This is a genomic window from Clostridium sp. (assembly GCF_036643715.1).
Taxonomy (GTDB): Bacteria; Bacillota; Clostridia; order Clostridiales; family Clostridiaceae; genus Clostridium.
Genome location: NZ_JAVXRL010000002.1, coordinates 18,667 through 41,390 on the forward strand (window position 1 = coordinate 18,667; position 22,724 = coordinate 41,390).

General features: G+C 29.7%; 21 protein-coding genes. All 21 read right to left on the reverse strand.

The window, feature by feature from the left end; all coding sequences use genetic code 11:
- Positions 1–15: 15 nt before the first annotated feature.
- Positions 16–1,011 (reverse strand): NAD(P)H-dependent glycerol-3-phosphate dehydrogenase, encoded by a 996-nt coding sequence (locus RSF37_RS00920; RefSeq protein WP_332562492.1) that lies wholly within the window; start codon positions 1,009–1,011, stop codon positions 16–18.
- 2 nt (positions 1,012–1,013) lie between these two features.
- Positions 1,014–2,330 carry a ribosome biogenesis GTPase Der gene (gene der / locus RSF37_RS00925; protein WP_332562493.1) on the reverse strand — a complete coding sequence of 439 codons (1,317 nt, stop codon included), beginning with the start codon at positions 2,328–2,330 and terminating at the stop codon, positions 1,014–1,016.
- Positions 2,331–2,700: 370 nt separating this feature from the next.
- Positions 2,701–3,357 carry a phosphate signaling complex protein PhoU gene (gene phoU, locus RSF37_RS00930; RefSeq protein WP_332562494.1) on the reverse strand — a complete coding sequence of 219 codons (657 nt, stop codon included), beginning with the start codon at positions 3,355–3,357 and terminating at the stop codon, positions 2,701–2,703.
- Between the two features lie 21 nt (positions 3,358–3,378).
- Positions 3,379–4,128: a phosphate ABC transporter ATP-binding protein PstB gene (gene pstB, locus RSF37_RS00935; RefSeq protein ID WP_332562495.1), complete on the reverse strand. Its 750-nt coding sequence runs from the start codon at positions 4,126–4,128 to the stop codon at positions 3,379–3,381.
- Positions 4,129–4,137: 9 nt separating this feature from the next.
- Positions 4,138–5,022, reverse strand: a complete 885-nt coding sequence (gene pstA, locus RSF37_RS00940; RefSeq protein WP_332562496.1) for a phosphate ABC transporter permease PstA — start codon at positions 5,020–5,022, stop codon at positions 4,138–4,140.
- Position 5,023: 1 nt separating this feature from the next.
- Positions 5,024–5,911 (reverse strand): phosphate ABC transporter permease subunit PstC, encoded by an 888-nt coding sequence (gene pstC / locus RSF37_RS00945; protein WP_332562497.1) that lies wholly within the window; start codon positions 5,909–5,911, stop codon positions 5,024–5,026.
- A 31-nt stretch (positions 5,912–5,942) separates the two neighbouring features.
- Entirely contained in the window at positions 5,943–6,818 is an 876-nt protein-coding gene (locus RSF37_RS00950) for a phosphate ABC transporter substrate-binding protein (RefSeq protein WP_332562498.1), read from the reverse strand.
- 198 nt (positions 6,819–7,016) lie between these two features.
- On the reverse strand, positions 7,017–8,693 hold the full coding sequence (locus tag RSF37_RS00955; RefSeq protein ID WP_332562499.1) for an ATP-binding protein: 1,677 nt from the start codon (positions 8,691–8,693) through the stop codon (positions 7,017–7,019).
- A gap of 6 nt (positions 8,694–8,699) precedes the next feature.
- A complete protein-coding gene (locus RSF37_RS00960; RefSeq protein WP_332562500.1) occupies positions 8,700–9,398 on the reverse strand; it encodes a response regulator transcription factor in 699 nt (232 codons plus the stop codon).
- A gap of 13 nt (positions 9,399–9,411) precedes the next feature.
- Positions 9,412–10,146, reverse strand: a complete 735-nt coding sequence (pgeF, locus tag RSF37_RS00965; RefSeq protein ID WP_332562501.1) for a peptidoglycan editing factor PgeF — start codon at positions 10,144–10,146, stop codon at positions 9,412–9,414.
- 154 nt (positions 10,147–10,300) lie between these two features.
- Positions 10,301–10,750, reverse strand: coding sequence for a transcriptional regulator NrdR (gene nrdR / locus RSF37_RS00970; protein ID WP_332562502.1), 450 nt, complete (start codon positions 10,748–10,750; stop codon positions 10,301–10,303).
- An 80-nt stretch (positions 10,751–10,830) separates the two neighbouring features.
- Positions 10,831–11,109 carry a YlmC/YmxH family sporulation protein gene (locus RSF37_RS00975; RefSeq protein WP_332562503.1) on the reverse strand — a complete coding sequence of 93 codons (279 nt, stop codon included), beginning with the start codon at positions 11,107–11,109 and terminating at the stop codon, positions 10,831–10,833.
- Between the two features lie 69 nt (positions 11,110–11,178).
- The gene (sigG, locus tag RSF37_RS00980) at positions 11,179–11,952 is read right to left on the reverse strand and encodes an RNA polymerase sporulation sigma factor SigG (RefSeq protein ID WP_332562504.1); all 774 of its coding nucleotides are present in this window, start codon (positions 11,950–11,952) and stop codon (positions 11,179–11,181) included.
- A 79-nt stretch (positions 11,953–12,031) separates the two neighbouring features.
- Complete coding sequence (gene sigE, locus RSF37_RS00985; RefSeq protein ID WP_332562505.1) at positions 12,032–12,739, reverse strand: RNA polymerase sporulation sigma factor SigE; 708 nt, start codon at positions 12,737–12,739, stop codon at positions 12,032–12,034.
- A gap of 10 nt (positions 12,740–12,749) precedes the next feature.
- Positions 12,750–13,553 (reverse strand): sigma-E processing peptidase SpoIIGA, encoded by an 804-nt coding sequence (locus tag RSF37_RS00990; protein ID WP_332562506.1) that lies wholly within the window; start codon positions 13,551–13,553, stop codon positions 12,750–12,752.
- Between the two features lie 238 nt (positions 13,554–13,791).
- On the reverse strand, positions 13,792–16,239 hold the full coding sequence (locus RSF37_RS00995; RefSeq protein ID WP_332562507.1) for an SH3 domain-containing protein: 2,448 nt from the start codon (positions 16,237–16,239) through the stop codon (positions 13,792–13,794).
- Between the two features lie 212 nt (positions 16,240–16,451).
- Positions 16,452–17,606 (reverse strand): cell division protein FtsZ, encoded by a 1,155-nt coding sequence (gene ftsZ, locus RSF37_RS01000; RefSeq protein ID WP_332562508.1) that lies wholly within the window; start codon positions 17,604–17,606, stop codon positions 16,452–16,454.
- Between the two features lie 13 nt (positions 17,607–17,619).
- Entirely contained in the window at positions 17,620–18,900 is a 1,281-nt protein-coding gene (locus RSF37_RS01005) for a cell division FtsA domain-containing protein (protein ID WP_332562509.1), read from the reverse strand.
- 178 nt (positions 18,901–19,078) lie between these two features.
- Positions 19,079–20,134, reverse strand: a complete 1,056-nt coding sequence (locus tag RSF37_RS01010) for a type IV pilus twitching motility protein PilT (RefSeq protein ID WP_332562510.1) — start codon at positions 20,132–20,134, stop codon at positions 19,079–19,081.
- A 97-nt stretch (positions 20,135–20,231) separates the two neighbouring features.
- The gene (gene sigK, locus RSF37_RS01015) at positions 20,232–20,933 is read right to left on the reverse strand and encodes an RNA polymerase sporulation sigma factor SigK (protein ID WP_332562511.1); all 702 of its coding nucleotides are present in this window, start codon (positions 20,931–20,933) and stop codon (positions 20,232–20,234) included.
- 159 nt (positions 20,934–21,092) lie between these two features.
- Positions 21,093–22,682 carry a penicillin-binding transpeptidase domain-containing protein gene (locus RSF37_RS01020; protein ID WP_332562512.1) on the reverse strand — a complete coding sequence of 530 codons (1,590 nt, stop codon included), beginning with the start codon at positions 22,680–22,682 and terminating at the stop codon, positions 21,093–21,095.
- Between the last annotated feature and the right edge of the window lie 42 nt (positions 22,683–22,724).

The window sequence follows — 22,724 nt, forward strand, 5'->3', positions numbered from 1 at the left end:
TATTGGTTGCTTTTTTTAATGAGTTTCGTTCTTCTTTTCTCTAAGCATTAATTCCTTAACTGCATTTCTCGGATCCTTGCCTTCAAACAGAACACTATATAGTGCGTCTGTTATAGGCATGCTTACTCCGATTTTGCTATTTAATTCATGGAATGCCTTACAGGCTTTAACGCCTTCTACAACCATTCCAACTTCATTCAATGCCTCATCTAGAGAATATCCTTTACCAATAAGTATACCAGCTCTTCTATTTCTAGAATGCATTGATGTGCATGTAACTATAAGATCTCCCATTCCTGTAAGTCCAAAGAATGTTTCTTCACTACCGCCTAATGCTACACCCACTCTTGATATTTCTTTCATACCTCTAGTCATAAGGGCAGCTTTAGTGTTATCTCCATATCCAACACCATCGCCAACTCCCGCAGCTAAAGCAATAATATTTTTAACAGCTCCCCCTATTTCAACACCAATAATATCTTCATTAGTATATATTCTAAGGTTATCTGTCATAAATAATTCTTGAACCATTTCAGCATATTTCATATCTTTTGAAGTTGATACTAAAGTAGTTGGTATAAGTTCTGCAACTTCTTCTGCATGACTTGGACCTGATAATATTACAACTTTGTTATTTGGAAGTTCATCTTCTATAACTTCTGATAATCTTTTATTACTTGTAGGTTCAATTCCTTTAGCTATTGAGATAACAACTACATTATTATCTATCTTTCCTTTTAATGATTTAGTAACATCTCTTATTACATGAGAAGGGATAGCTAAAACTAAATAATCTATTCCTTCAACTGCTTCATCCATATTATTAAAGGCTTTTACGTTTTCCGGTATTACTAGGTCTTTAATAAATTTATCGTTTCTTCTGTTTGTATTAATATCATTGCAGACATTAATATCTCTATCAAAGATGTTTACCTTATTCCCTTTTTTACAAAGCTGAATAGCTAAGGCTGTGCCAAAGCTTCCTCCTCCAATGAATGCTACTTTACTCATTTTTACATTTTCCTTTCTCTATACTCTATTTGAATACCTGTTCCTTCAAAATCAAAACTATCTCTTAATTGATTCTCTAAGTATCTTTTGTATGAGAAATGTGTTGCATTTGGATCATTTACAAAGAATATAAACTTAGGTGGTCTAGTAGCAACTTGTGCTGCATAGTATACTTTAAGTCTCTTAAGCCCAACTATTGGTGGTTCCTTCATAAGTATCGCTTTGTCTATTACATCATTTAAAATACCAGTTGATATTCTCTTTGAGTAATTACCATAACACATTTTAGCCATTTCAAGAATTTTATGTGTTCTTTGACCTGTAAGTGCTGATATAAATAAATAAGGAGCGTAACTTAAGAATTTAAGCTTTCCTTGTAAATCTTTTTTATACTTATCAAGAGTCTTGTCATCTTTTTCTATAAGATCCCATTTATTAACAACAACCATGATAGCTTTGTTAAGTTCATGTGCATATCCTATTATCTTTTCATCTTGTTCTGTTACACCTTCTTGTGCATCAACCATAAGTATACAAACATCTGCTCTTTCAATTGCAGTATATGTTCTAATTACACTATATCTTTCAATTTCTTCTTTAACTTTACTCTTTCTTCTAAGTCCTGCTGTATCAATTAAGATGAACTTATCATCTCCATGTTCTAAGTATGAATCGATAGCATCTCTTGTTGTTCCTGGAACATTTGATACGATAACTCTATCTTCTCCTAGAAGTTTGTTTATAAGAGATGATTTACCTACGTTTGGCTTTCCAACCATAGCTATTCTTATATATTCATCCTCTTCTTCTTCTAAGTATGAACTATCAAAGTTTTCTACAACTCTATCTAGCATATCTCCAAGTCCAAGACCTTGAGCTGCTGAGATTGTTATAGGATCACCTATTCCTAAGTTATAGAACTCCCAAGCATTGTCTTCTTCTTTAAGTGAGTCTACTTTGTTTACAACAAGCACAACTGGCTTCTTGCTCTTTCTAAGCATTGCAGCAACTTCTCTGTCAGCTGGTGTCAATCCTTCTTTACCATCAACGATAAATACTATAACATCCGCTGTTTCAATTGCTATATTTGCTTGTCTTCTCATTTGTTTTACTATAATATCATTTCTTTCTGGTTCAATACCACCTGTATCAATCATAGTGAAAGTATGTGTTAACCACTCTGCTTCTGCATATACTCTATCTCTAGTAACTCCTGGTGTATCTTGAACTATAGAAATTCTTTTTCCTGCTAATCTATTAAATAATGTAGATTTACCAACATTAGGTCTTCCTACCATTGCAACAATAGGTTTTGCCATATTATTACTCCTCCTTGTTCCTCGCGTATGTTTATCTATAAAACTATCTCTAAAAACTTCATTTTAAGCGCTTAATGCTTAAATTCCTCGAAAGCATTAAGATAAAGACTAATGTTAAGTCATTAGTTTTATAGAATTAATTTATATTTAAATAGTCTATCCAAAAAGATCTTTTTAAATCTTTATTGCTAATAATACTATTAAATATTATATTTTACTTTGTAATATAACTTTTTACAAACTAATCTACCTTTTGTTATATTACATTAATATATGTTTTTAGTCAATAAAACAAGTTAAAAACTACCTTTCCTTTATTATATATAATAAAATTTAAAAAAACCACACTATTTTCTAGCGTGGCTTTATATTATTCATTCAAATCAACATATTCACCTTTTTTACTAAAAATTATCCATTCGCATATGTTAGTTACATGATCTCCTATTCTTTCTAAATATTTACTTACAAACAAAAGCTTTGTTCCAACATCTACTTTAGTATCATCATTTTTTATATAATTGATTGTATCTTTGAATACTTCTTTGTATAAATCATCTACTTCATCATCAAGCTTACAAATCTCATATGCTTTCTCTGCATCTCTTTCTTCATATGCATCCATTGCAAGTGTAATCATATTTTGAATTTTTTCTTCCATAACCCAAAGCTTTTTAGCCTCACTTATGTAAGTTTTATTTTCTGCCTCTTTTGCGAATTTACATATATCCACTGCATGGTCTGCCATTCTTTCTAAATCTGTAACAATTTTTGATGCCGTAAACACTCTTCTTAGATCTTTTGCAAGAGGTTGTGATGTTGCAATAAATTTAATACATTCTTCTTCGATAATTTTTTGAAGATTATCTACTTCATCATCTTTTCTTATTGTAATTATAGCTAACTCATTATCTCTTTCTTTAAGCGCCTTCATACTGTTTCTAAGTTGTTCTTTAACAAGTTCTGCCATAACTTTTAAATTGCTTTGTATTTCATCCGTTTTCATTTTTTGAGATCCTCTTATCATATAATCACCTCTTAAGTTTTATTAACCAAATCTTCCTGTAATATAATCCTCTGTTCTTTTATCTTTAGGTCTGTAGAATATATCCTCTGTCTTACCATACTCTATAACTTCTCCATTTAAGAAGAAGGCTGTCTTATCTGCAATTCTTCCTGCTTGTTGCATATTATGAGTTACTATTATTACTGTATACTCTTTTTTTAATTCATCTATTAATTCTTCAACTTTATTTGTTGAAATAGGATCTAATGCTGATGTTGGCTCATCCATTAAAATAACTTCTGGTGATACTGCAAGAGTTCTTGCAATACAAAGTCTTTGTTGTTGTCCACCTGATAACCCCATAGCACTTTTTTTAAGTCTGTCCTTTGTTTCTTCCCAAAGGGCAGCTCCTTTTAAACTCTTTTCAACAATTTCATCAAGCTTCTTCTTATCTTTTATCCCATGTATTCTTGGTCCATATGCCACATTATCATATATTGACATAGGAAATGGATTAGGTTTTTGGAATACCATACCAATTCTTTTTCTTAGTGCTATTTCATCGTAATCATCAAATATATCATCACCTTCAAATAACACTTGCCCATCTATTTTTACTATATCAATTAAATCATTCATTCTATTTATAGTTCTTAAGAACGTTGACTTACCACAACCTGAAGGGCCAATTAAAGCAGTCACTTCATTTTTATTAAATTTCATATTTATATCTTTAAGCGCTCTGTTAGTTCCATAATAAAGATTTAAATTTTTAGTTTCTATAATATTCATATGTTCCTCCTACTCACCACTATATGACTTTAACATTCTATTTCCAATTACTTTTGCAAGTACATTAAAAAGTAATACCATTATTATAAGTACTGCTGCTGTCCCATTTGCTATTGCTGAAGCATCTGGTACTATTCCTTCTGAGTTTAATTTCCATATATGAACTGCTAGCGTTTCAGCAGGTCTAAATAAAGAAAATGCTGATGTATTTCCTGTAATACTTATTTGATTAAAATTTAATGCTCCAGAACTTAATCCTGCTGTGTATAAAAATGCTGCAGCTTCTCCAAAAATTCTTCCTGATGCTAATATTATTCCAGTTAAAATATCTCTCATAGCGGTTGGAAGTATTACTCTTTTTATAGTCTGCCACTTACTAGCACCAAGACCAAGTGATGCTTCTTTAACCTTAACTGCTGCAGATCTTATAGCATTTTCTGATATTCTTGTCATAGATGGTATGTTTAAAATACTTACAGACAATGCTCCTGCAATTATTGAATAACCAAATCCAGCCATGTTTACAAATACTAACAACCCAAACATACCTATTACTATTGAAGGAAGTGATGACATTGTCTCAAGTGATAGTCTTATTATTCTAAGAACTATGCCTTCCTTTGCATACTCAGCTAAGTATATACCAGCCCCTATACCTATTGGTACAGTAATTACTAGTGATATAACTAGCATGTATAATGAATTAAATATTTGCGGCCCTATCCCACCACCTGCACTTGTCATACTCGGTTTTCCAAAGATAAATGAAGGAGTGATCATTCCTATTCCTTTATAAAAGATATATAAAATAAATGCTCCAAGTATACCTACTACTAAAAAGCTTATTATATACAAAATGACGGTAGCTATCTTATCAACTTTTTTTGCATCCATTTTAGTTCACCCCTTTTTCTATCTTTCTAACTATTAGAATAAATATAAATGATATTACTAATAGAATTAATGCAAGTGTCCATAGTGCATCATTCCACGCTGAACCTGTAACTGTATTTGCCATATCCATTGTTAGTATACTTGTTAATGTTGCTGCTGATGAAGTTAATCCATCTGGAATTTTAATCGCATTACCTATTACCATTTGAACTGCAAGTGCTTCACCAAAAGCTCTAGCGACTCCAAGTACAACACCTGTAAGTATCCCTGATTTCGCACCAGGTGTTATTACATTTTTTATTGTTTGCCATCTTGTAGCTCCAAGTCCGTAAGATGCCTCAATATGTTCATTTGGTATTCCTTTTATTGCATCTATTGAAAGTGTAGCTATAGTTGGTAGTATCATAAGTGATAAAACTATTATTCCTGCTATTAGGGAGAATCCAGCTCCTCCAAAATTATTTTTTATAAATGGAACTAATACAGAAACCCCAACCCATCCATATACTACTGAAGGTATACCTACTAATATTTCTAATGCCGGTTTTATAAGTTTTTCTCCAATACCTTTAGAAATAACATTTACGAATATACCTAGTGCAATAGCCACTGGGGCGCTTAACACAACAGCCCCAAGTGATACTAAAATTGAACCTAATATAAAGGCAAAAGCTCCAAAGGACCCCGGACTTCCTGATGGATTCCACTTGTTAGTAAACAAGAATTCTAATACTCCATATTCCCCTTTAGTAAATGTTTGTATTCCTTTTGATCCTATAAATAATATTATTGATAATGTTATTAGTATTATTAAGATTCCACAAAAACTAGAAAATCCTTTTCCTAAATATTCATTTAAGAACCTTTCTTTGAAACTTCTTTTCTTCATATTACTCATTCCTATCTATTGCTATTTGTAATTATTCTTTAATTTCGCTTCCTTGGATTAATCCAAGATTTTCAATTGATTCTTTATTATCTGTACTTCCTACGAAATCAATGAATTCTTTTGCTAATCCATTAGCTTCGCCTTTAGTGTACATGTGTGCCCATGACCAGAAATCATAGTTTCCAGATTTTATATTATCTATATTTGCTTCTTTTCCATCTATTGAAACTAAGTTTAATGTATTTTTAGCTTCATCATTATTCATGTATGAAAGTGCTACATAACTTATTGCTCCTGCATTTTGCTTCATTGCTGTTAATACTGCACCATTACTATCTTGAGTTGCTCCAATTGAGTCATTTTCTAATTCTTTTTTACCATCTAAAACTTTTTCTACGAAAGTTGCTCTTGTACCAGATGATGCTGGTCTATGGATAACTAATATCTCCATATCCTTTCCGCCAACTTCTTTCCAGTTTTTAACCTTACCTTGGAATATATCTTTTATTTGCGCTTTTGTAAGATTTGTAATTCCTGAATCTTTATTTACTACTACCCCAAAACCTTGTGCTACTACTTTATGATCGACTAATTGTTTTGCTTCTTCTTCTGTTAATTTATCCTTTGCATAAACATCTGAGTTTCCTATGTTCACAGATCCACTTAGAACTTGAGTTAATCCAGTTCCTGAACCTCCAGCTTGAGCATTTATTGTATTACCTGGTTTTATTTCATTAAATTTTTCTATTGATTGTTCCATCAAAGGAAGCATTGCTGATGATCCGCTTATTGTTATTGTACTTCCAGCTTCAGTAGTATTATCACCACTTCCACAACCAACTATCATTCCCCCAACCATCGTTACCATTAACGCGCTAATTAACATTTTAAAACTCTTCTTCTTCATAAATAAATAACCTCCACATATTTTTTAATTGACTATGATTCTATAATATCTTTTGAAAGTTAAGCGATTATTATACTAAAGTTAAACTATATTATCCTTTTGTTAAATAAATTTAACAAAGCTTGTACAATTTTCTTTTAACTAAGGCTAATTTAATAAATAAAAAAAAAGAAGAAGCACATTTTGTGCTTCTTATTACTATAAATGTTTTATTTTAAATATAAATTCTGTTCCCTTATCCACTTCAGAATAAACTTCAATTTCACCACCAAAGCTTTTAACTATATGCTTAACTATAGCAAGTCCAAGACCTGTTCCACCAGCTTTTCTTGCTTTATCAACCCTATAAAACCTTTCGAATATTCTAGGAAGATCTTCCTCTGGAATTCCAGGTCCTGTATCTTTAACAGATAAAATATAACTCTCATTTTCTGAATAGCTTTTTACGAATACGCTGTCACCTTCATTTGAATACTTAATTCCATTTTCAACTATATTTAATACAACTTGAAGGAATTTATCTCTTTGACCTAATATATAATTTTCATTTTTACTTTCGTAAGTTAATGTAATGGACTTTTTAACAGCCTGATCTTTTAATATATTAATAACATCAATAACTGTATCATCTGGCATAAATTCTTCCATTTCCTCAATAGGATTACTTTCTAAATTAGATAAAACTAATATATCATTTATAAGTCTTGTAAGACGTACAGATTCTTTATCAATTATATCTAAGAAATTATTTTTAGTTTCCTCATCATCAACATATCTTAACGTTTCAGCAAACCCTTTAATCGAAGTTAATGGTGTTTTAAGTTCATGAGATACATTTGCAACAAATTGACTTCTTATATTTTCAAGCCTCTTCATTTCTGTAATATCTTGAATAGCAATAACTTTACCTATATGCTTATATCCATTGATTACAGTAGCTTTTTTTATTTTAAGAAACCTTCTCATAGGTTTCTTAATTTTAACTTGAACTTCATTATCATCATCATTTTTTAATATGTTATAAACTTTCTTATCTACTATACAATCTTCAAGTTTTTCGCCCATAACATCTCGAGTTATACCAAAAATCCTTTTAGCATAAGGATTTATTGTTATTATGTCATTATTGTTATCAACTGCGATAACTCCACTTTGCATACTTTTTAATATTGATTCTAACCTATTTTGTTTATCTACTACTTCATTTATTTTACTTTGAAGTTGATCTGCCATATCATTAAATGTTTTACCAAGTTCTCCAAGTTCATCATTTGAATTCATATTTACTCTAGTTTGAAGATTTCCCTTCGCAATTTTAGCTGTAACACTTTCTAAATGCTTTACAGGATCAACTATTATTCGTACAAGCTTTAGAGCTAATGCAACAGAAAGCACTAGTACAATTATCATTGCACCCATATAATATTTCATGTTTTCTCCATCAAATATATTAATACTAGGCTCTGGTACACCAGTTCTTATAATTGTTCCATCTTTAAGCTCTGTCGCACAATATATCATATCACTATTTAAAGCTTCGCTTCTTCTATTTACATAACCTACTTCACTTTCTCTAGCTTTATTCACTTCCTCTTTAGTTGAATAATCTTTGCCCTTTTCATTTGAAGTATCATATATAACTTTATTATTTTTATCTATAATAGTTACTCTAACATCAGTCTTATTTATTTTAAAAGCTCTAAAATCATAGTTATTAACACCTTTCCACTGGGCTATTATTTCATTATAATTTTTTAATGTACTTTTAGTATCCTCAATTTTTTGAATACTTGAAAGAGCCATAAATGATGTTGTTATAATAACTAAGGCAAAAATAACTGTGATTATTACAGACGTTACTATTTTCTTTTTCATACTATATTACCCATTAAACCTATATCCAACGCCTCTTATAGTTTCTATAAGTTTTGGTGATTTATCATCTTCTTCTATTTTCTTTCTTAAATATCTTATATGAACATCAACAGTTCTAGTTTCACCAATATATTCATATCCCCATATCTTATCTAAAAGAACTTCTCTTCTTAAAATTTTACCTTTATTTTTTATAAGTATTTCTAAAAGTTCAAACTCTTTAAGAGTCATATCAATTCTGTCACCATCAATTGTTACTTCATGCCTTTCAAAATCCACTCTTAGCCTACCATTATCATACTTCTCCTCTTCTCCATCTTTTTCATTTATAGAACTTCTTCTAAGCACTGCTTTAATTCTAGCTAAAAGTTCCCGTACAGAAAACGGTTTTGTAATATAATCATCTGCACCAAGTTCTAAACCTAGTATTTTGTCAAGTTCCTCTCCTTTGGCTGTAAGCATTATTATAGAGGTGTTTTTAGTATCTTTATCTCTTTTTATTTCCTTGCAAACATCATACCCATCCATTCCCGGAAGCATTAAATCTAAAAGCACAAGTGCTGGTTTTTCACTCTTTGCTAGTCTAAGCCCCTCAAGACCATTACTTGCAGTTATTACTTCATATCCTGCATTTTTTACATTAAACTTTAAAAGTTCTAAAATATGTTCCTCATCATCTACTATTAATATTTTTTCTTCTGCCAAATATAGCGCCCCCTTATTTAAGGATTATAAATGAAAACAATCTTCCATATGATCCTTCTGATTTTCTATATGAATGTAATTTAATATTTTCACTACAATAAGTGCATTCATTTAAAGTAAATATATTTTCTTTTAAAATCCCACAATCTATAACATCTTTTTCTATACATGCTTCAAGATTTAAATTTCTCCCATCAAAAAGAATAGTTTCATCAATATCTTTTTCTTTTACAAATTTATCTTTAAGTTCTTCTGATACTTCATAGCAGCATCTTTTAATATGCGCTCCTATATAAATTTTTGTGTACTTATTATCAACATTATACTCAGATTCCATTTTCTTTAATGCAACTTTAGTTATAGAATTAAATGTACCCTTCCAACCGCTATGAACTGCCCCAATAACTCCACATTCTTCATTAACTATTATAACAGGAACACAATCAGCTGTGAAAACTCCAATAGCTATATCCTTTTTATTTGTTATTATTCCATCCCCATCATTTTCAATAAAATTTTCACCATTTTCATAACTATAAACTTTATTTGAATGAACTTGATTTAAATATATAACTTCAGAAACTTTAAAATCATCCTTTATACTATTTAAAGCTCTAACTCCATCTTCTGTATTTCTATTAAAGCTTCTATCATTTACAGCAGTTGAAAATCCCACTGTATATTTATCCTTATTTAAAACTAAAAAATCATTATTTAGATTTAGTTGTTCCTTATTTAAAACATTCATTAAATTCCCTCCATATTTCTTTAATACTATTTTAACATTTACTTTTATGTTTATCTATCAAAGTACTATTTTTTTACTTAACTTTAACCTAAATAGTCTTTAAAATACAAAAAAGTACCTTAGGACTTCACATACAGCCCTAAAATACTTTTAGTTATCTCATTAATCTATTAATTTCTTCCATGAAAGTGTTTATATCCTTAAACTGCCTGTATACTGATGCAAATCTTACATAAGAAACCTCATCTATGTCCTTAAGTCTTTCCATAACCATTTCACCTATATAATTAGATTGAACTTCTGTCATCATTTTGTTTGATATTGTTTTCTCTATATCTTCTGCAATTTCTTCAATTTGCTTTCTTGAAATAGGTCTTTTCTGGCATGCTATAATAAGTCCATTTACTATCTTTTCTTTATTAAAATTTTCTCTAGTTGAATCTTTCTTTATAACTAGAATTGGAATATCTTCTACTTTCTCATATGTTGTATACCTTTTGTTGCAGTTTGAACATTCTCTTCTTCTTCTAATTGTAGTGTTGTCATCTGTTGATCTTGAATCAACTACTTTGCTTTCTTCAAAAGAGCAAAATGGGCATTTCATAGATATTTCCCACCTTTCTGTACATTAATTCACTTGTCATATAAGATTATTATACATATTTTTCTCATTCTTGACTACTATTATCTATAAATATTATTCTCTTCATTGGATATATTTAGATTTTCTCCTGAAACTAATATAACATCCATGCCTATTTTCTCTACATTTTCCCATGGTATTTCTATTTCTTCACTCTTTCCAAACCACCCCTTACTTGCACCTGGAACAATTAACGCTAATACCTTGTCCCCTTCACAATCTAATTTTATATCACTTATAAACCCAAGCTTCTTTCCAGTCTTTATATCTATTATATCCATATTCCTCATTGAATTTATTGAGTGTAAATTATCCTCCATATTTCCCTTCCTCCTTTAAACTTTTATATAAATTTCAAGAAAAAGAACTCAAAAATGAGTTCCTTTTCTCTATACATACTTTCTCATATGTTTAAGTGCAGTTTTCTCAAGCCTTGAAACTTGAGCTTGAGATATCCCAATCTCATCTGCAACTTCCATTTGTGTTCTTCCTCTAAAAAATCTCAAATTCAATATATGCTTTTCTCTATCACTTAATCTCTTCATAGCTTCATTAATACATATATTTTCAAGCCAATTCTCATCTGTATTTTTTGAATCACTAATTTGATCCATTACAAATATAGCATCTCCACCATCATGATATATTGGTTCAAATAATGATACTGGGTCTTGAATTGCATCTAATGCAAAAACTACATCTTCCCTTGGTATATTAAGTTCTTTTGCTATTAATGATATATTTGGTTCTTTATTATTTTCTTTAACTAGTCTATCCCTTACAAGTAATGCTTTATAAGCTATATCCCTTAATGATCTGCTAACTCTTATTGAGTTATTGTCTCTTAAGTATCTTCGTATTTCACCTATTATCATCGGTACTGCGTAAGTTGAAAATCTAACATTTTGTGATAAATCAAAGTTATCTATAGCCTTCATAAGACCAATACAGCCAACCTGGAATAAATCATCAACATTTTCTCCTCTATTATTAAATCTTTGTATTACGCTTAATACTAGTCTAAGATTACCTTTTATAAATGATTCTCTTGCATTAGGGTCACCATTTTGCATCTTAATTAGTAATTCTCTCTTTTCCTTTTCTTTAAGTACAGGAAGTTTCGCAGTATTTACTCCGCATATTTCAACCTTATTAATGATCAAAGTTCTCAGCTCCTTCGGAAGTAATATCATTTCTACTAACATTATTTCCTCAAGATGAAAGTTTTATACTAAAGACAACCTAAACCATTTTACTTATTTCTTTTTTCAATCGACTTATTATCTTTTTTTCTAATCTTGAAATATATGATTGAGATATCCCAAGTATGTCTGCAACCTCTTTCTGAGTCTTTTCATTACATCCATTAAGTCCAAATCTAAGTTCCACTATTTCTTTTTCCCTATCATTTAAATTTTTAAGTGCAATAAATAATAATTGTTTGTCAACTTCATCTTCTATTAGATTATATACAGTGTCATTTTCTGTACCTAGTATATCTGATAAAAGAAGTTCATTTCCATCCCAATCTATATTTAAAGGTTCATAAAATGAAATTTCTGCTTTTATTTTATTATTTCTTCTTAAATACATTAATATTTCGTTTTCAATACACCTAGATGCATAAGTTGCAAGCTTTATTTGCTTCTCTGGGTTAAAAGTGTTCACTGCTTTTATAAGACCTATCGTTCCAACAGATATTAAATCTTCTACATAAACACCTGTATTCTCAAATTTTCTTGCTATATACACAACTAACCTTAAATTCCTCTCTATTAATGTGCTTCTTACCTTTTCATCTCCAGCTTTTAATTTATTAACTAATTCCTCTTCTTCAGCTTTTGCAAGTGGTGGTGGAAGTGCATCGCTACCACCTACATAGTGAAGCTTTTTTCTAAAAAGACCTAGTTTTTCTAATATCCTATTTAATAATATTTGTATCTTTAACATAATACCCTCCTTACATTACCCCTCTTGATAATAGCGCATTAAATTCATTATCCCTACTTAATGTATCTCTGCATGGACAGATTATTGCGTTTATTTCTTTAAATACTTTTCCTTCTTTTCTAATCTTTACATTGTCTGCTCTAATTCCCTTTAAGCTTCCATTGTATCCAATTGCACTGTATGGAATTGAAAATATATTTTCATCTTTCATATTAGTTATATTTAAATAACTCTCTTCAACTAAAATACAAGGCAAATTAGTAACCGGTTCCCTTAATTCGTTTCCTGAATCCAAAAAGCCTTTAACATTGATACTACTATTTTTTAAATTTATTTCTACATCATAAAAAAAATTGTTTATAATATTTTTTTCTCTTATATAAGTTGTAATTCTATCAACAGTAATAAATATAATAATTACACATAAAATTAAATATTTGAGTTTAAAATCACTTATTAAAGTTCCACTTCTTATTGTATAAATACCTGTTTCAACTGTAATTTTAAAGCATATTCCACTTAACACACAGGCACATAAAATAAAAGTAGCTCCACATTTTAAGACATGCCCTATCTTTTTATTTTTTATAGGAATATATACAAGCACAATTGCAACTATTACTTGAAATATATTACTAGATAAAAAATTTGCCCATTCTAAAACCATTGTTAACGTGTATATCCCACCTAATAATGCCGATATCAAACATTTTTTAAAGGAATAACCTTCTCTTAAAACTTTATAAGTTATAATTAATAAAAATAAGTTAACAATTAAATTTTCTAAAATTAAAACATCTATATATATATCCACTTAACTCATGCCTCCTATAAAAATTATATAACTATATTCATTAAAATTTTGTCGTATTAATTGTTTAACTTATACTTTTTTAACTCATTTTTTTTACATTAAACAACACTATAATTCTTTTTAAGTTTATAACTTCTTTCTATTTAAATATATTAGTGAATTTCATTTGTTTTCTTATATTTTTATGAAAGAAAAAGAGATTCATATAATTTCTTATATGAATCTCTTAATATACATATTACATATCATCTATTGAAACGTGTGATTGGCTAACTGGTGCCCTATCATTACTAGGTATTGCAGCAAAACTTCTTGGTGAAGCCTTTGTACTTACAGTAAATTTTGGTTTATCATATGAGAATGAAGTACCTGATGCATAAAGATATTTCATTTCTTCAATTTGAGCCCCAATATTTTCAGCATACCAAGGTGTTGTTGCATATTGATGCCACATATTACTTTGACTTGGGTTAAATCTCATCTTATATAAAGTATTTTGTTTATATGATGAACTATTAACATAATTATCAGATACAAATTTAGCTGCTCCTGATATAGCTTTATCAACACTTGTCCATCCTTTATTATAAGCATAGGTTGTTCCAAGTATTAAAGCTCTATTTGTAAATGTTGGTAAGTTATCATATGCTCCTATACCAAATAAGTTATATACAGTAACAGGTTTGTCTAATTTAATCATTTCATATCCTGTTAACTCACCTTTGCTATTTTTTATAGGTTTATCTTGATTTGCTATTTCTGTAATTGTAACCCCTGCTGCAAGTCTACTCTTACCATATCCTGTTTCATGAATAGACTGTGCTACAAAGTATACAGGGTCTATATTATAGCTCTTAGCCGCATTTGCAAAACTTTGTCCTTGGCCTTTTAAAACTCCAGCATTATTGCTATTTAAGTAATTATTTAAGGCACTTACATTTACATTTCTGAATTTATCCAATCTCATAAATTGTGATTGATTAGTTGCTTTTGCAGGATTAATATATTTTTCAAAATAATCATAATTATATGCACCACCCAATGCACTAACTTGTGAGTTAATATATGCATCCATTGACATATTATAATTTGTATAAGTTACTTGTGCATCTTCTGGAAGTTGACTTCCTCCATTTGCTTCATCTTCTGATATTTTTTTAATAAAATCTTTAGATGAATATCCTGTAATACTTCCACTTTTAATTTTGTAGAAACCATTTTCTTCACCAAGAATTTCAACAACCTCATTATTTCTTAAGTTACCAATTATTTTTGAACTTGTATTTGCTTTCTCTCTAATTCTAAGTTCACTTGAAACTGATACCTTGCCATAACTCTTTGTAACTTCTGGTTTTTCTTCCGGTTTTTCTTCTGGCTTCTCGTCCGGCTTATTCTCTTTTGGGTAGAATTTAACATAATCTTGACTTATGTAACCAACAAGGCTACCTTTTTTAATTTTATACCAAGTTCCGTCTTTCCCAACAACATCAAAAGTATCACCATTTAATAAATACCCAACTACACCATGATTTGTACCAGGTCCTTTTCTTACTCTTAAATTACTTGTAATATTTATTACTTTTCCTGTACCCTCTACCTTATTACTTGTATTATTATTACTGTTGTTATTATTATTATTATTGTTATTATTAGTAGTTACTTTTACATAATCTTGATGCACATACCCATAGCTATTTTTATATTTTATTTTATACCATGAACCAGATTTTGAAACTATATCAAGTTTATCACCATTAACTAAATATCCAAGTGTTGAAGAACTAGTTGATGCTCCGCTTCTTACCCTTAAGTTAGTAGTTATATTTATAACTACACCTTTTTCTATTGTTTCCGGTTTATTATTATTATTATTATTATTATTGTTATTACTACTATCATTAGTTACTTTAACATAATCTTGATGCACATACCCATAGCTATTTTTATATTTTATTTTATACCATGAACCAGATTTTGAAACTATATCAAGTTTATCTCCATTTTTCAAGTAACCAAGTGTTGAAGAACTAGTTGATGCTCCACTTCTTACCCTTAAGTTAGTAGTTATATTTACAACTACACCTTTTTCTATTGTTTCCGGTTTATTAGTATTGTTATTATTATTGCTATTACTACTATCACTTGTTACTTTAACATAATCTTGATGCACGTATCCGTAACTACTTTTATATTTTATTTTATACCATGAGCCAGATTTTGAAACTATATCTAACGTATCCCCATTTTTTAAATATCCAAGTGTTGCAGAACTTGTTGATGCTCCGCTTCTTACTCTTAAATTTGTAGTTATGTTTACGACTACACCTTTTTCGGATGCTTTTGAATTAGATGAATTACTAATAGCTTCTACATACTCTTCATATACGTATCCTGTTTTTCCGTCAACTTTTATTTTATACCAAGATCCTTCTTTAGCTAAAATATCAAAAGTTTGTCCCTCTCTTAAATATCCAACAACTTCACTACTTGTACTTTTTCCTGATCTAAGTCTTAAGTTAGTTGTGACATTTACAACTTTTCCTTTTTCATAGGTTGTACCTCTTGATTCTATAGTGCTTGAATTGTTTTGATTAGCTGCATTTGCGTATGTATTATCTACTACAACAGCGCCTGTTGTAGCTGTCGCTGCTACTAATAACATTGATGCTACCCTCTTCTTGTTCATATTCACCTCTCCAAACATATTATTATATATTAATTATTTCTTTAATTTTACCATAATTCTTATATTAATTAAATATTTAACAAATTTCTTTTTGTTAAATTTTAATATTTTCTTAATGGTTTTGTAACTTTTATAGTTACAATTGATTTTTCGAAACAAAACAAAAAAAATCTCTCTACAGTATTTGTAGAGAGATTTATTTACTTTAATAACTAGTTGTTTCTTCTAGGTCTTCTTAAGAATGTTGGGATAGATAAGTCTTCTTCAGTATAAACTGGTACTTCTTCCTTAACTTCTACTTCTGTAGCCGCAACCTCTTCTTTTGGAGACTCTTTCTTTTCCTCAACTTTTTGTTTTATTTGAGATTTTACTTCAATCTTATTAGCTTCTTTAGTTTGACTTGAAACTAATCCTTCTTCTTCAAATCCAGTAGCAATAACTGTAATTCTTATTTCATCTTGTAATGTTTCATCTATCACAGCACCAAATATTATGTTAGCATCTGGGTCTGCTGCTTCTCTTACTACATCCGCTGCTTCATATACTTCTAATGCTCCAAGGTCTGAACCACCTGTGAAGTTAAGTATAACTCCTGTAGCTCCTTCAATTGAAGTTTCAAGTAATGGAGATGCAATAGCTTCATGAACAGCATCAGCTGCTCTAGTATCGCCCTTACCATGTCCAACACCCATATGTGCTAAACCTTTATCAAGCATTACTGCTTTAATATCAGCAAAGTCAGCATTAACTACTCCTGGTATTGTGATAAGATCTGATATAGCTTGAACACCTTGTCTTAAAACATCATCAGCTAATCTGAATGAATCTAATAAAGTAGTCTTCTTATCAGCCATAAATAGTAATCTTTCATTTGGAATTATTACTAACGTATCTACTTTTTCCTTTAATTTTTCAATACCCATTTCAGCATGTCTCATTCTTCTCTTTCCTTCAAATGGGAAAGGTTTAGTAACAACACCTACTGTAAGTATATCTAAAGACTTTGCGATTTCTGCAACAACAGGAGCAGCTCCTGTTCCTGTTCCGCCACCCATTCCAGCAGTTATGAATACCATATTAGCTCCTTTTATTGAAGCTGTAATTTCTTCTCTGCTTTCTTCTGCAGCCTTTTGTCCTATTTCTGGATTAGCACCCGCTCCTAATCCTTTAGTAAGTTTTTCTCCAACTTGGATCTTTTGATTTGCATGTGATAACATAAGCGCTTGCTTATCTGTATTAATAGCTATAAATTCAACATTTTTTAAACCTTCAACTATCATTCTGTTAACAGCGTTACTTCCTCCGCCACCACAACCTATTACCTTTATATTAGTTAATTCTTGCATATCTACTTCAAAATCTAACAAAACAATTCCTCCTTTAGAAAATATCCTCTAGTAAACTTCTTAATTTTCCCCTAATGCTCTCATTTCTTTTTTTCGTTTTTTGTTTAGAATCCTCTATTTTTTCTTGATCTCTATTTATATCACTTACTTTTTCAAGTATTAAAGTATCATCTTTAACTTCTTTTGTAAAATCCTCATATATTAATTTTACCCTATCATGGACCTCTTTAACAATAGCTAATGAGGTAATATTAGAAAAATTTTGCATACCAAACTCGTTTTTTGTAATTATACGAATATTATTATGTATGATATTTTCTGCAATTTCACTTATGTCCTCAAAATTAGTCAAAGAATCACTACATAAAATTATACTACATATATCATTAAAATGACTAGTGTTTTTTAACTCATTATTTACATAATTAAGAATTTCTTCAATTCTTGCCTGACAAACTTTATAAAATAATTCTTTATGAATATTTTTTTCTCCAATTACTATTTCTTTTTCTCTAAAATTACTACATTCACTCTTATATTTATTACTACATTCATATTTTAGCTTTTCTGCCTCTTCATATGAGAGTCCAGCACATATAGATAAATCACTTGTTATATTATCTCCACCTAATGGAATAGAATATCCTTCTTTAAATATTCCATTTCTAAATATTCCAAGTTCAGTTATTCCTGCTCCACATTGAACTATAACACGCTCTCCAAGTTTATTATCAAAGAAAAATATTTTTCTAAGAGACATTATGTTAACTACAAATCCCTTAATCTTATATTTTGTTCCCTTGCACAATCCTTCATATTTATTAAGAACTTTTTTATCACAAACTATAACTGTAGCATTTATTTCAAGCTTTTCCCCTTCCCATTCTAGGACAGGTTCTGTACTAATTTTCTCATCAACTTTGTAATAGTTTACTAAAATATCACAAATTTCCTCATTATCATTTAAATATATACTCTTCTTTAAGTTTTTTATAACTTTATTTAAGTCTTTGTAAGTTACTTTTCCATATATATTTTCAATAAAGCTTCTTTCTATAACTCTTGTATGAGTTGTAGGTATTCCAATATATATATCATTTATCTCTTTATTCACTTCTTCTTCTAGAGTTTTTAATACTTTGATAAATGTTTCTCTACACTTTGATGAATCTATTAATTCACCTTTTTCAACTCCACTTGAATCAACACAAGAACTTCCGAGTATTTCAACTTCTTCATTTTCATAAGATTGTCCACATGAAGCCGAAATTTTTCTAGTTCCTATATCTACTGCTGTAATTAAAAATTCTTGCATCTCCTTCGTCTTCCCTCCTGTCATTTCTACTTACAGTTTATATATTCAACGTATATTTAAAAATTCCTCTTTTATTTTACATATTGTTATCATCTTAATAAATTCTTTATTTTTGTCTCTATTTGTACACAAAAAGTGGCCATAACTATCAACTTTTTCATAGTTATGACCACTAATATTACATCATCAACATTCTTTTTAACATTTCTTTATCAACAGAATATGTTAATGCTGTCTCTTTAGTTATGCTTCCATTTCTAACTAAATCTACTAATGACATATCCATAGTCTTCATTCCATATTTGCTTCCTGTTTGGATAGCAGACTCAATTTGATGAGTTTTACCTTCTCTTATTTGATTTTGTATACCTGGTGTTATTGTCATAGTTTCTAATGCTGCGACTCTTCCCTTACCATCAGTTGTTGGTACTAACTGTTGTGATATTATTCCTTGAAGTACTGCAGCTAACTGTATTCTTATTTGTTGTTGTTGATGTGGTGGGAAAACATCTATAATTCTATCTATAGTTTTTGCCGCACCGATTGTATGAAGTGTTGAGAAAACTAAATGGCCAGTCTCAGCTGCCGTTATAGCAATTGCAATAGTTTCTAAGTCTCTCATTTCTCCTACAAGTATTACATCAGGATCCTCTCTAAGTATAGCTCTTAAAGCGTTTTGATAGCTTTTACTATCTTTTCCGATTTCTCTTTGATTTATTATACACTTTTTATGCTTGTGAAGATATTCTATTGGATCTTCTAAAGTAATAATATGTGCACTTCTAGTTGAATTTATTTCATTTATCATAGCTGCAAGAGTTGTACTTTTACCACTTCCTGTTGGCCCTGTCACAAGTACAAGCCCTCTTTGTTTATCAACTAACTCTCTAACTACATTTGGATGTTTTAACTGATCTAATGTTGGTATCTTTAAGCTTATAGCTCTAAGGGCTATTGCATCACTATTTCTTTGTTTAAATACGTTAACTCTGAATCTTCCAGTCCCTGGTAGTGAGTATGACGTATCAGCCTCTCCTACTTCAATATATGTATCAAACCTATTTCCTAATATTTCTTTCGCAAAACCTTCTATACAGTCTTGAGTTAAACTTTCTTGTCCAAGCGGAATTAACTTTCCATTCCATCTTACTGTTGGTGGTATTCCAACTGTAAGGTGTAAATCTGATGCACCTAGTTCCGTCGTTTTTCCTAATAATTCTTTTAATGTATACATTTTTAGCCCTCCACAATTCATATTCTTCCCATCTTTTGTATAATTTCTATAAAAATATCTAAATTCCTCTATTTTCTAGAGGAATTTAGAATATTTTTTAATTTTTTTTGCCATATAGTACTTTTTGTAGTTTTTTAAGTGCTTTTTTCTCTATTCTTGATACATAAGATCTTGAAATATCTAGTTTTGCTGCAATTTCTCTCTGTGTTTTGCTCTTACCATCTTGAAGTCCATATCTCATAATAATAATATCTCTTTCTCTAGTGCTTAGGATCTCTTCCATTTTATTATATAGCGCTCTGACTTCAAGATTACTTTCTACCTTTTCTAATACTGAATCTTTATCGCTACTAAGTACATCTATTAAGCATATTTCATTTCCCTCTTTATCTACTCCAATTGGATCTTGAAGGTAAACTTCTCCCTTTTGCTTTTTATTATTTCTAAATAGCATAAGTATTTCATTTTCTATACATCGTGAGGCATATGTGGCAAGTCTTGTCCCCTTATCCACATCAAAAGAATCTATTGCTTTAATAAGTCCTACTGTTCCAATAGATATTAGTTCATCTACATCTTTATTCGGGAATGAATACTTTTTAACAATATGTGCAACTAATCTTAAATTTCTTTCGATTAATATGCTTTTTGCTCCCTTATCCCCCTCTTTCAATTTCCTTAAATATTTTTCCTCTTCCTTTTCATCAAGAGGTGTAGGGAAAGTGTTATTATTAGAAATATATCCACTAAAAAACATAGTATTACAGAGTAAATTTATAAAATTTGATACTACTAACACTTTCGTCCTCCTTATAGTGCTTAATACTATAATATGTCTTTCATACCCAAAACTTGCTTTAAGTTATAAAAAATATACATTTTATTTCTAATTCACCCATATTTTTTATTCTGTAAAGAGAAAAGTAAGCTTCATATATATATAAAGCTTACTTTTTTATTATTTATTAAGTTCTAAAACTACATCTTTAAATATAGGTGCTGCAGTATTACCACCACCTAAGCTTTCGTTTTTTTCTGAAACCAAGTCCGGTACAAATACAACCATAGAATACTCTTTATTTTTAACTTTAAAATAACCGGCAAACCATCCATGTGTAGTTTCATTACTACTAGTTGCAGAACCAGTCTTACCACCAATTTCCACGCCTTTAACACTTGCACTTTTTCCTGTACCACTATTTACTACTTCAACCATTCCATTTTTCACAATTTTACTTGTAGTTTCAGTGAAAATTTTTTCTTTTTGTGTAGTATATTTTTTAACCGTCTCATCATTACTATCTTGTATTTCTTCTAATATATATGGTTTTACATAAATACCATTGTTAACAAAAGTATTTATTGCACCTAACATTTGAATGGGTGATGTATTCATTGATTGACCAATTGAAATAAGTGACATGGATTCACTTTTCAAAGGTTTTACACCTTCTGTTTCATTTTTTCCTTCACCTTTTAAATTAAGTACACTTTTATACAATCCCATTTTTTCTGAATATTCCATCAAATCATCATAACCAACTTTAGCACCTATAACTCCAAAAACTTCATTACAAGATTTTATAAGCCCTTCTCTTACAGTTATAGTTCCGTGACTTCCTCTTTCGCACATCTTACCACTACAAGTAACAGTATTGTACTGAGTAGTACATGCTTTTTCAAGCGCCGCGCCATAAGTTATTAATTTATATATAGAACCTGGCTCGTAACCAAGTCCTTCAATCCCTAAATTCACATTTGCTGCACTTTCATTCTTTTGAACTATACCTCGTATTTTACCGGTGTCACTTTCCATGATTGTAACACCAACGTTTTCAAATTTAGAATATTCTTCTTTAGCTAGTACCTTTCTAATTTTGTCTTCTATTTCTCTATCTACTGTTAGCTTTATATTTTTATTATTTTTATTAATATCTAATTCTTCGTGTGAATATACTGCTTTATCATCTAAGTAAAAGTTTTTCTTTGGAATTTCGTTTTCTTTTATATTATTATATATTTCTTCCTGAAGTGAGCCTGCTACTATATTTTTTTCATCTACACTAGAAAACATTCCACTAACTGACCACGCCTCTTTAGTATCAACTTTATCACTTAAAAAAGTGTATATTCCTTTAATATTATTTAATTTATTTACTTTATTATAAGTTTCTTCTGAGATTGTATAATAAAGTTTACCTTGATTTTTTATTACATCTGTATAATTAAAATTAGAGTCCTCCCCCTTCATAATAAAATTCAACGCCATTAAATCTTCTAATGTCTCTTCATAATTATTAAGTTTAAATGGTTTTGTATCTATTACAAGGATGTATTTCTTTTTATACTCCATTAAATCTTTTAAATTTGTATCTAAGAGCATATACTTACTATCACTAATACTTTCTGTTTGATGATTTTTATATTGTGCTTCTACCCTTTCAGTTGGATATACTTGAAGAAAATATAACCTAACTGATAATGCACAAAATATAAGTACTAATACTGCTCTTAAAATATTATATCTATCTTTTTTTATTTTTAACATAAAAAAGAAAACACCTCCTCTTAGCTAATTCTTGACTAAGAA

Coding starts and splice junctions, on each gene's coding strand:
- der (WP_332562493.1), bottom strand. CDS start 2,330: ATGGCAAAACCTATTGTTGCAATGGTAGGAAGACCTAATGTTGGTAAA.
- RSF37_RS01010 (WP_332562510.1), bottom strand. CDS start 20,134: ATGTATACATTAAAAGAATTATTAGGAAAAACGACGGAACTAGGTGCA.
- pstC (WP_332562497.1), bottom strand. CDS start 5,911: ATGAAGAAAAGAAGTTTCAAAGAAAGGTTCTTAAATGAATATTTAGGA.
- phoU (WP_332562494.1), bottom strand. CDS start 3,357: ATGATAAGAGGATCTCAAAAAATGAAAACGGATGAAATACAAAGCAAT.
- pstB (WP_332562495.1), bottom strand. CDS start 4,128: ATGAATATTATAGAAACTAAAAATTTAAATCTTTATTATGGAACTAAC.
- sigE (WP_332562505.1), bottom strand. CDS start 12,739: ATGTTAAAGATACAAATATTATTAAATAGGATATTAGAAAAACTAGGT.
- pstA (WP_332562496.1), bottom strand. CDS start 5,022: ATGGATGCAAAAAAAGTTGATAAGATAGCTACCGTCATTTTGTATATA.
- RSF37_RS00995 (WP_332562507.1), bottom strand. CDS start 16,239: ATGAACAAGAAGAGGGTAGCATCAATGTTATTAGTAGCAGCGACAGCT.
- RSF37_RS01005 (WP_332562509.1), bottom strand. CDS start 18,900: ATGCAAGAATTTTTAATTACAGCAGTAGATATAGGAACTAGAAAAATT.
- pgeF (WP_332562501.1), bottom strand. CDS start 10,146: ATGAATGTTTTAAATAAGGAACAACTAAATCTAAATAATGATTTTTTA.
- RSF37_RS00955 (WP_332562499.1), bottom strand. CDS start 8,693: ATGAAAAAGAAAATAGTAACGTCTGTAATAATCACAGTTATTTTTGCC.
- RSF37_RS01020 (WP_332562512.1), bottom strand. CDS start 22,682: ATGTTAAAAATAAAAAAAGATAGATATAATATTTTAAGAGCAGTATTA.
- RSF37_RS00920 (WP_332562492.1), bottom strand. CDS start 1,011: ATGAGTAAAGTAGCATTCATTGGAGGAGGAAGCTTTGGCACAGCCTTA.
- nrdR (WP_332562502.1), bottom strand. CDS start 10,750: ATGAAATGCCCATTTTGCTCTTTTGAAGAAAGCAAAGTAGTTGATTCA.
- RSF37_RS00950 (WP_332562498.1), bottom strand. CDS start 6,818: ATGAAGAAGAAGAGTTTTAAAATGTTAATTAGCGCGTTAATGGTAACG.
- RSF37_RS00975 (WP_332562503.1), bottom strand. CDS start 11,109: ATGGAGGATAATTTACACTCAATAAATTCAATGAGGAATATGGATATA.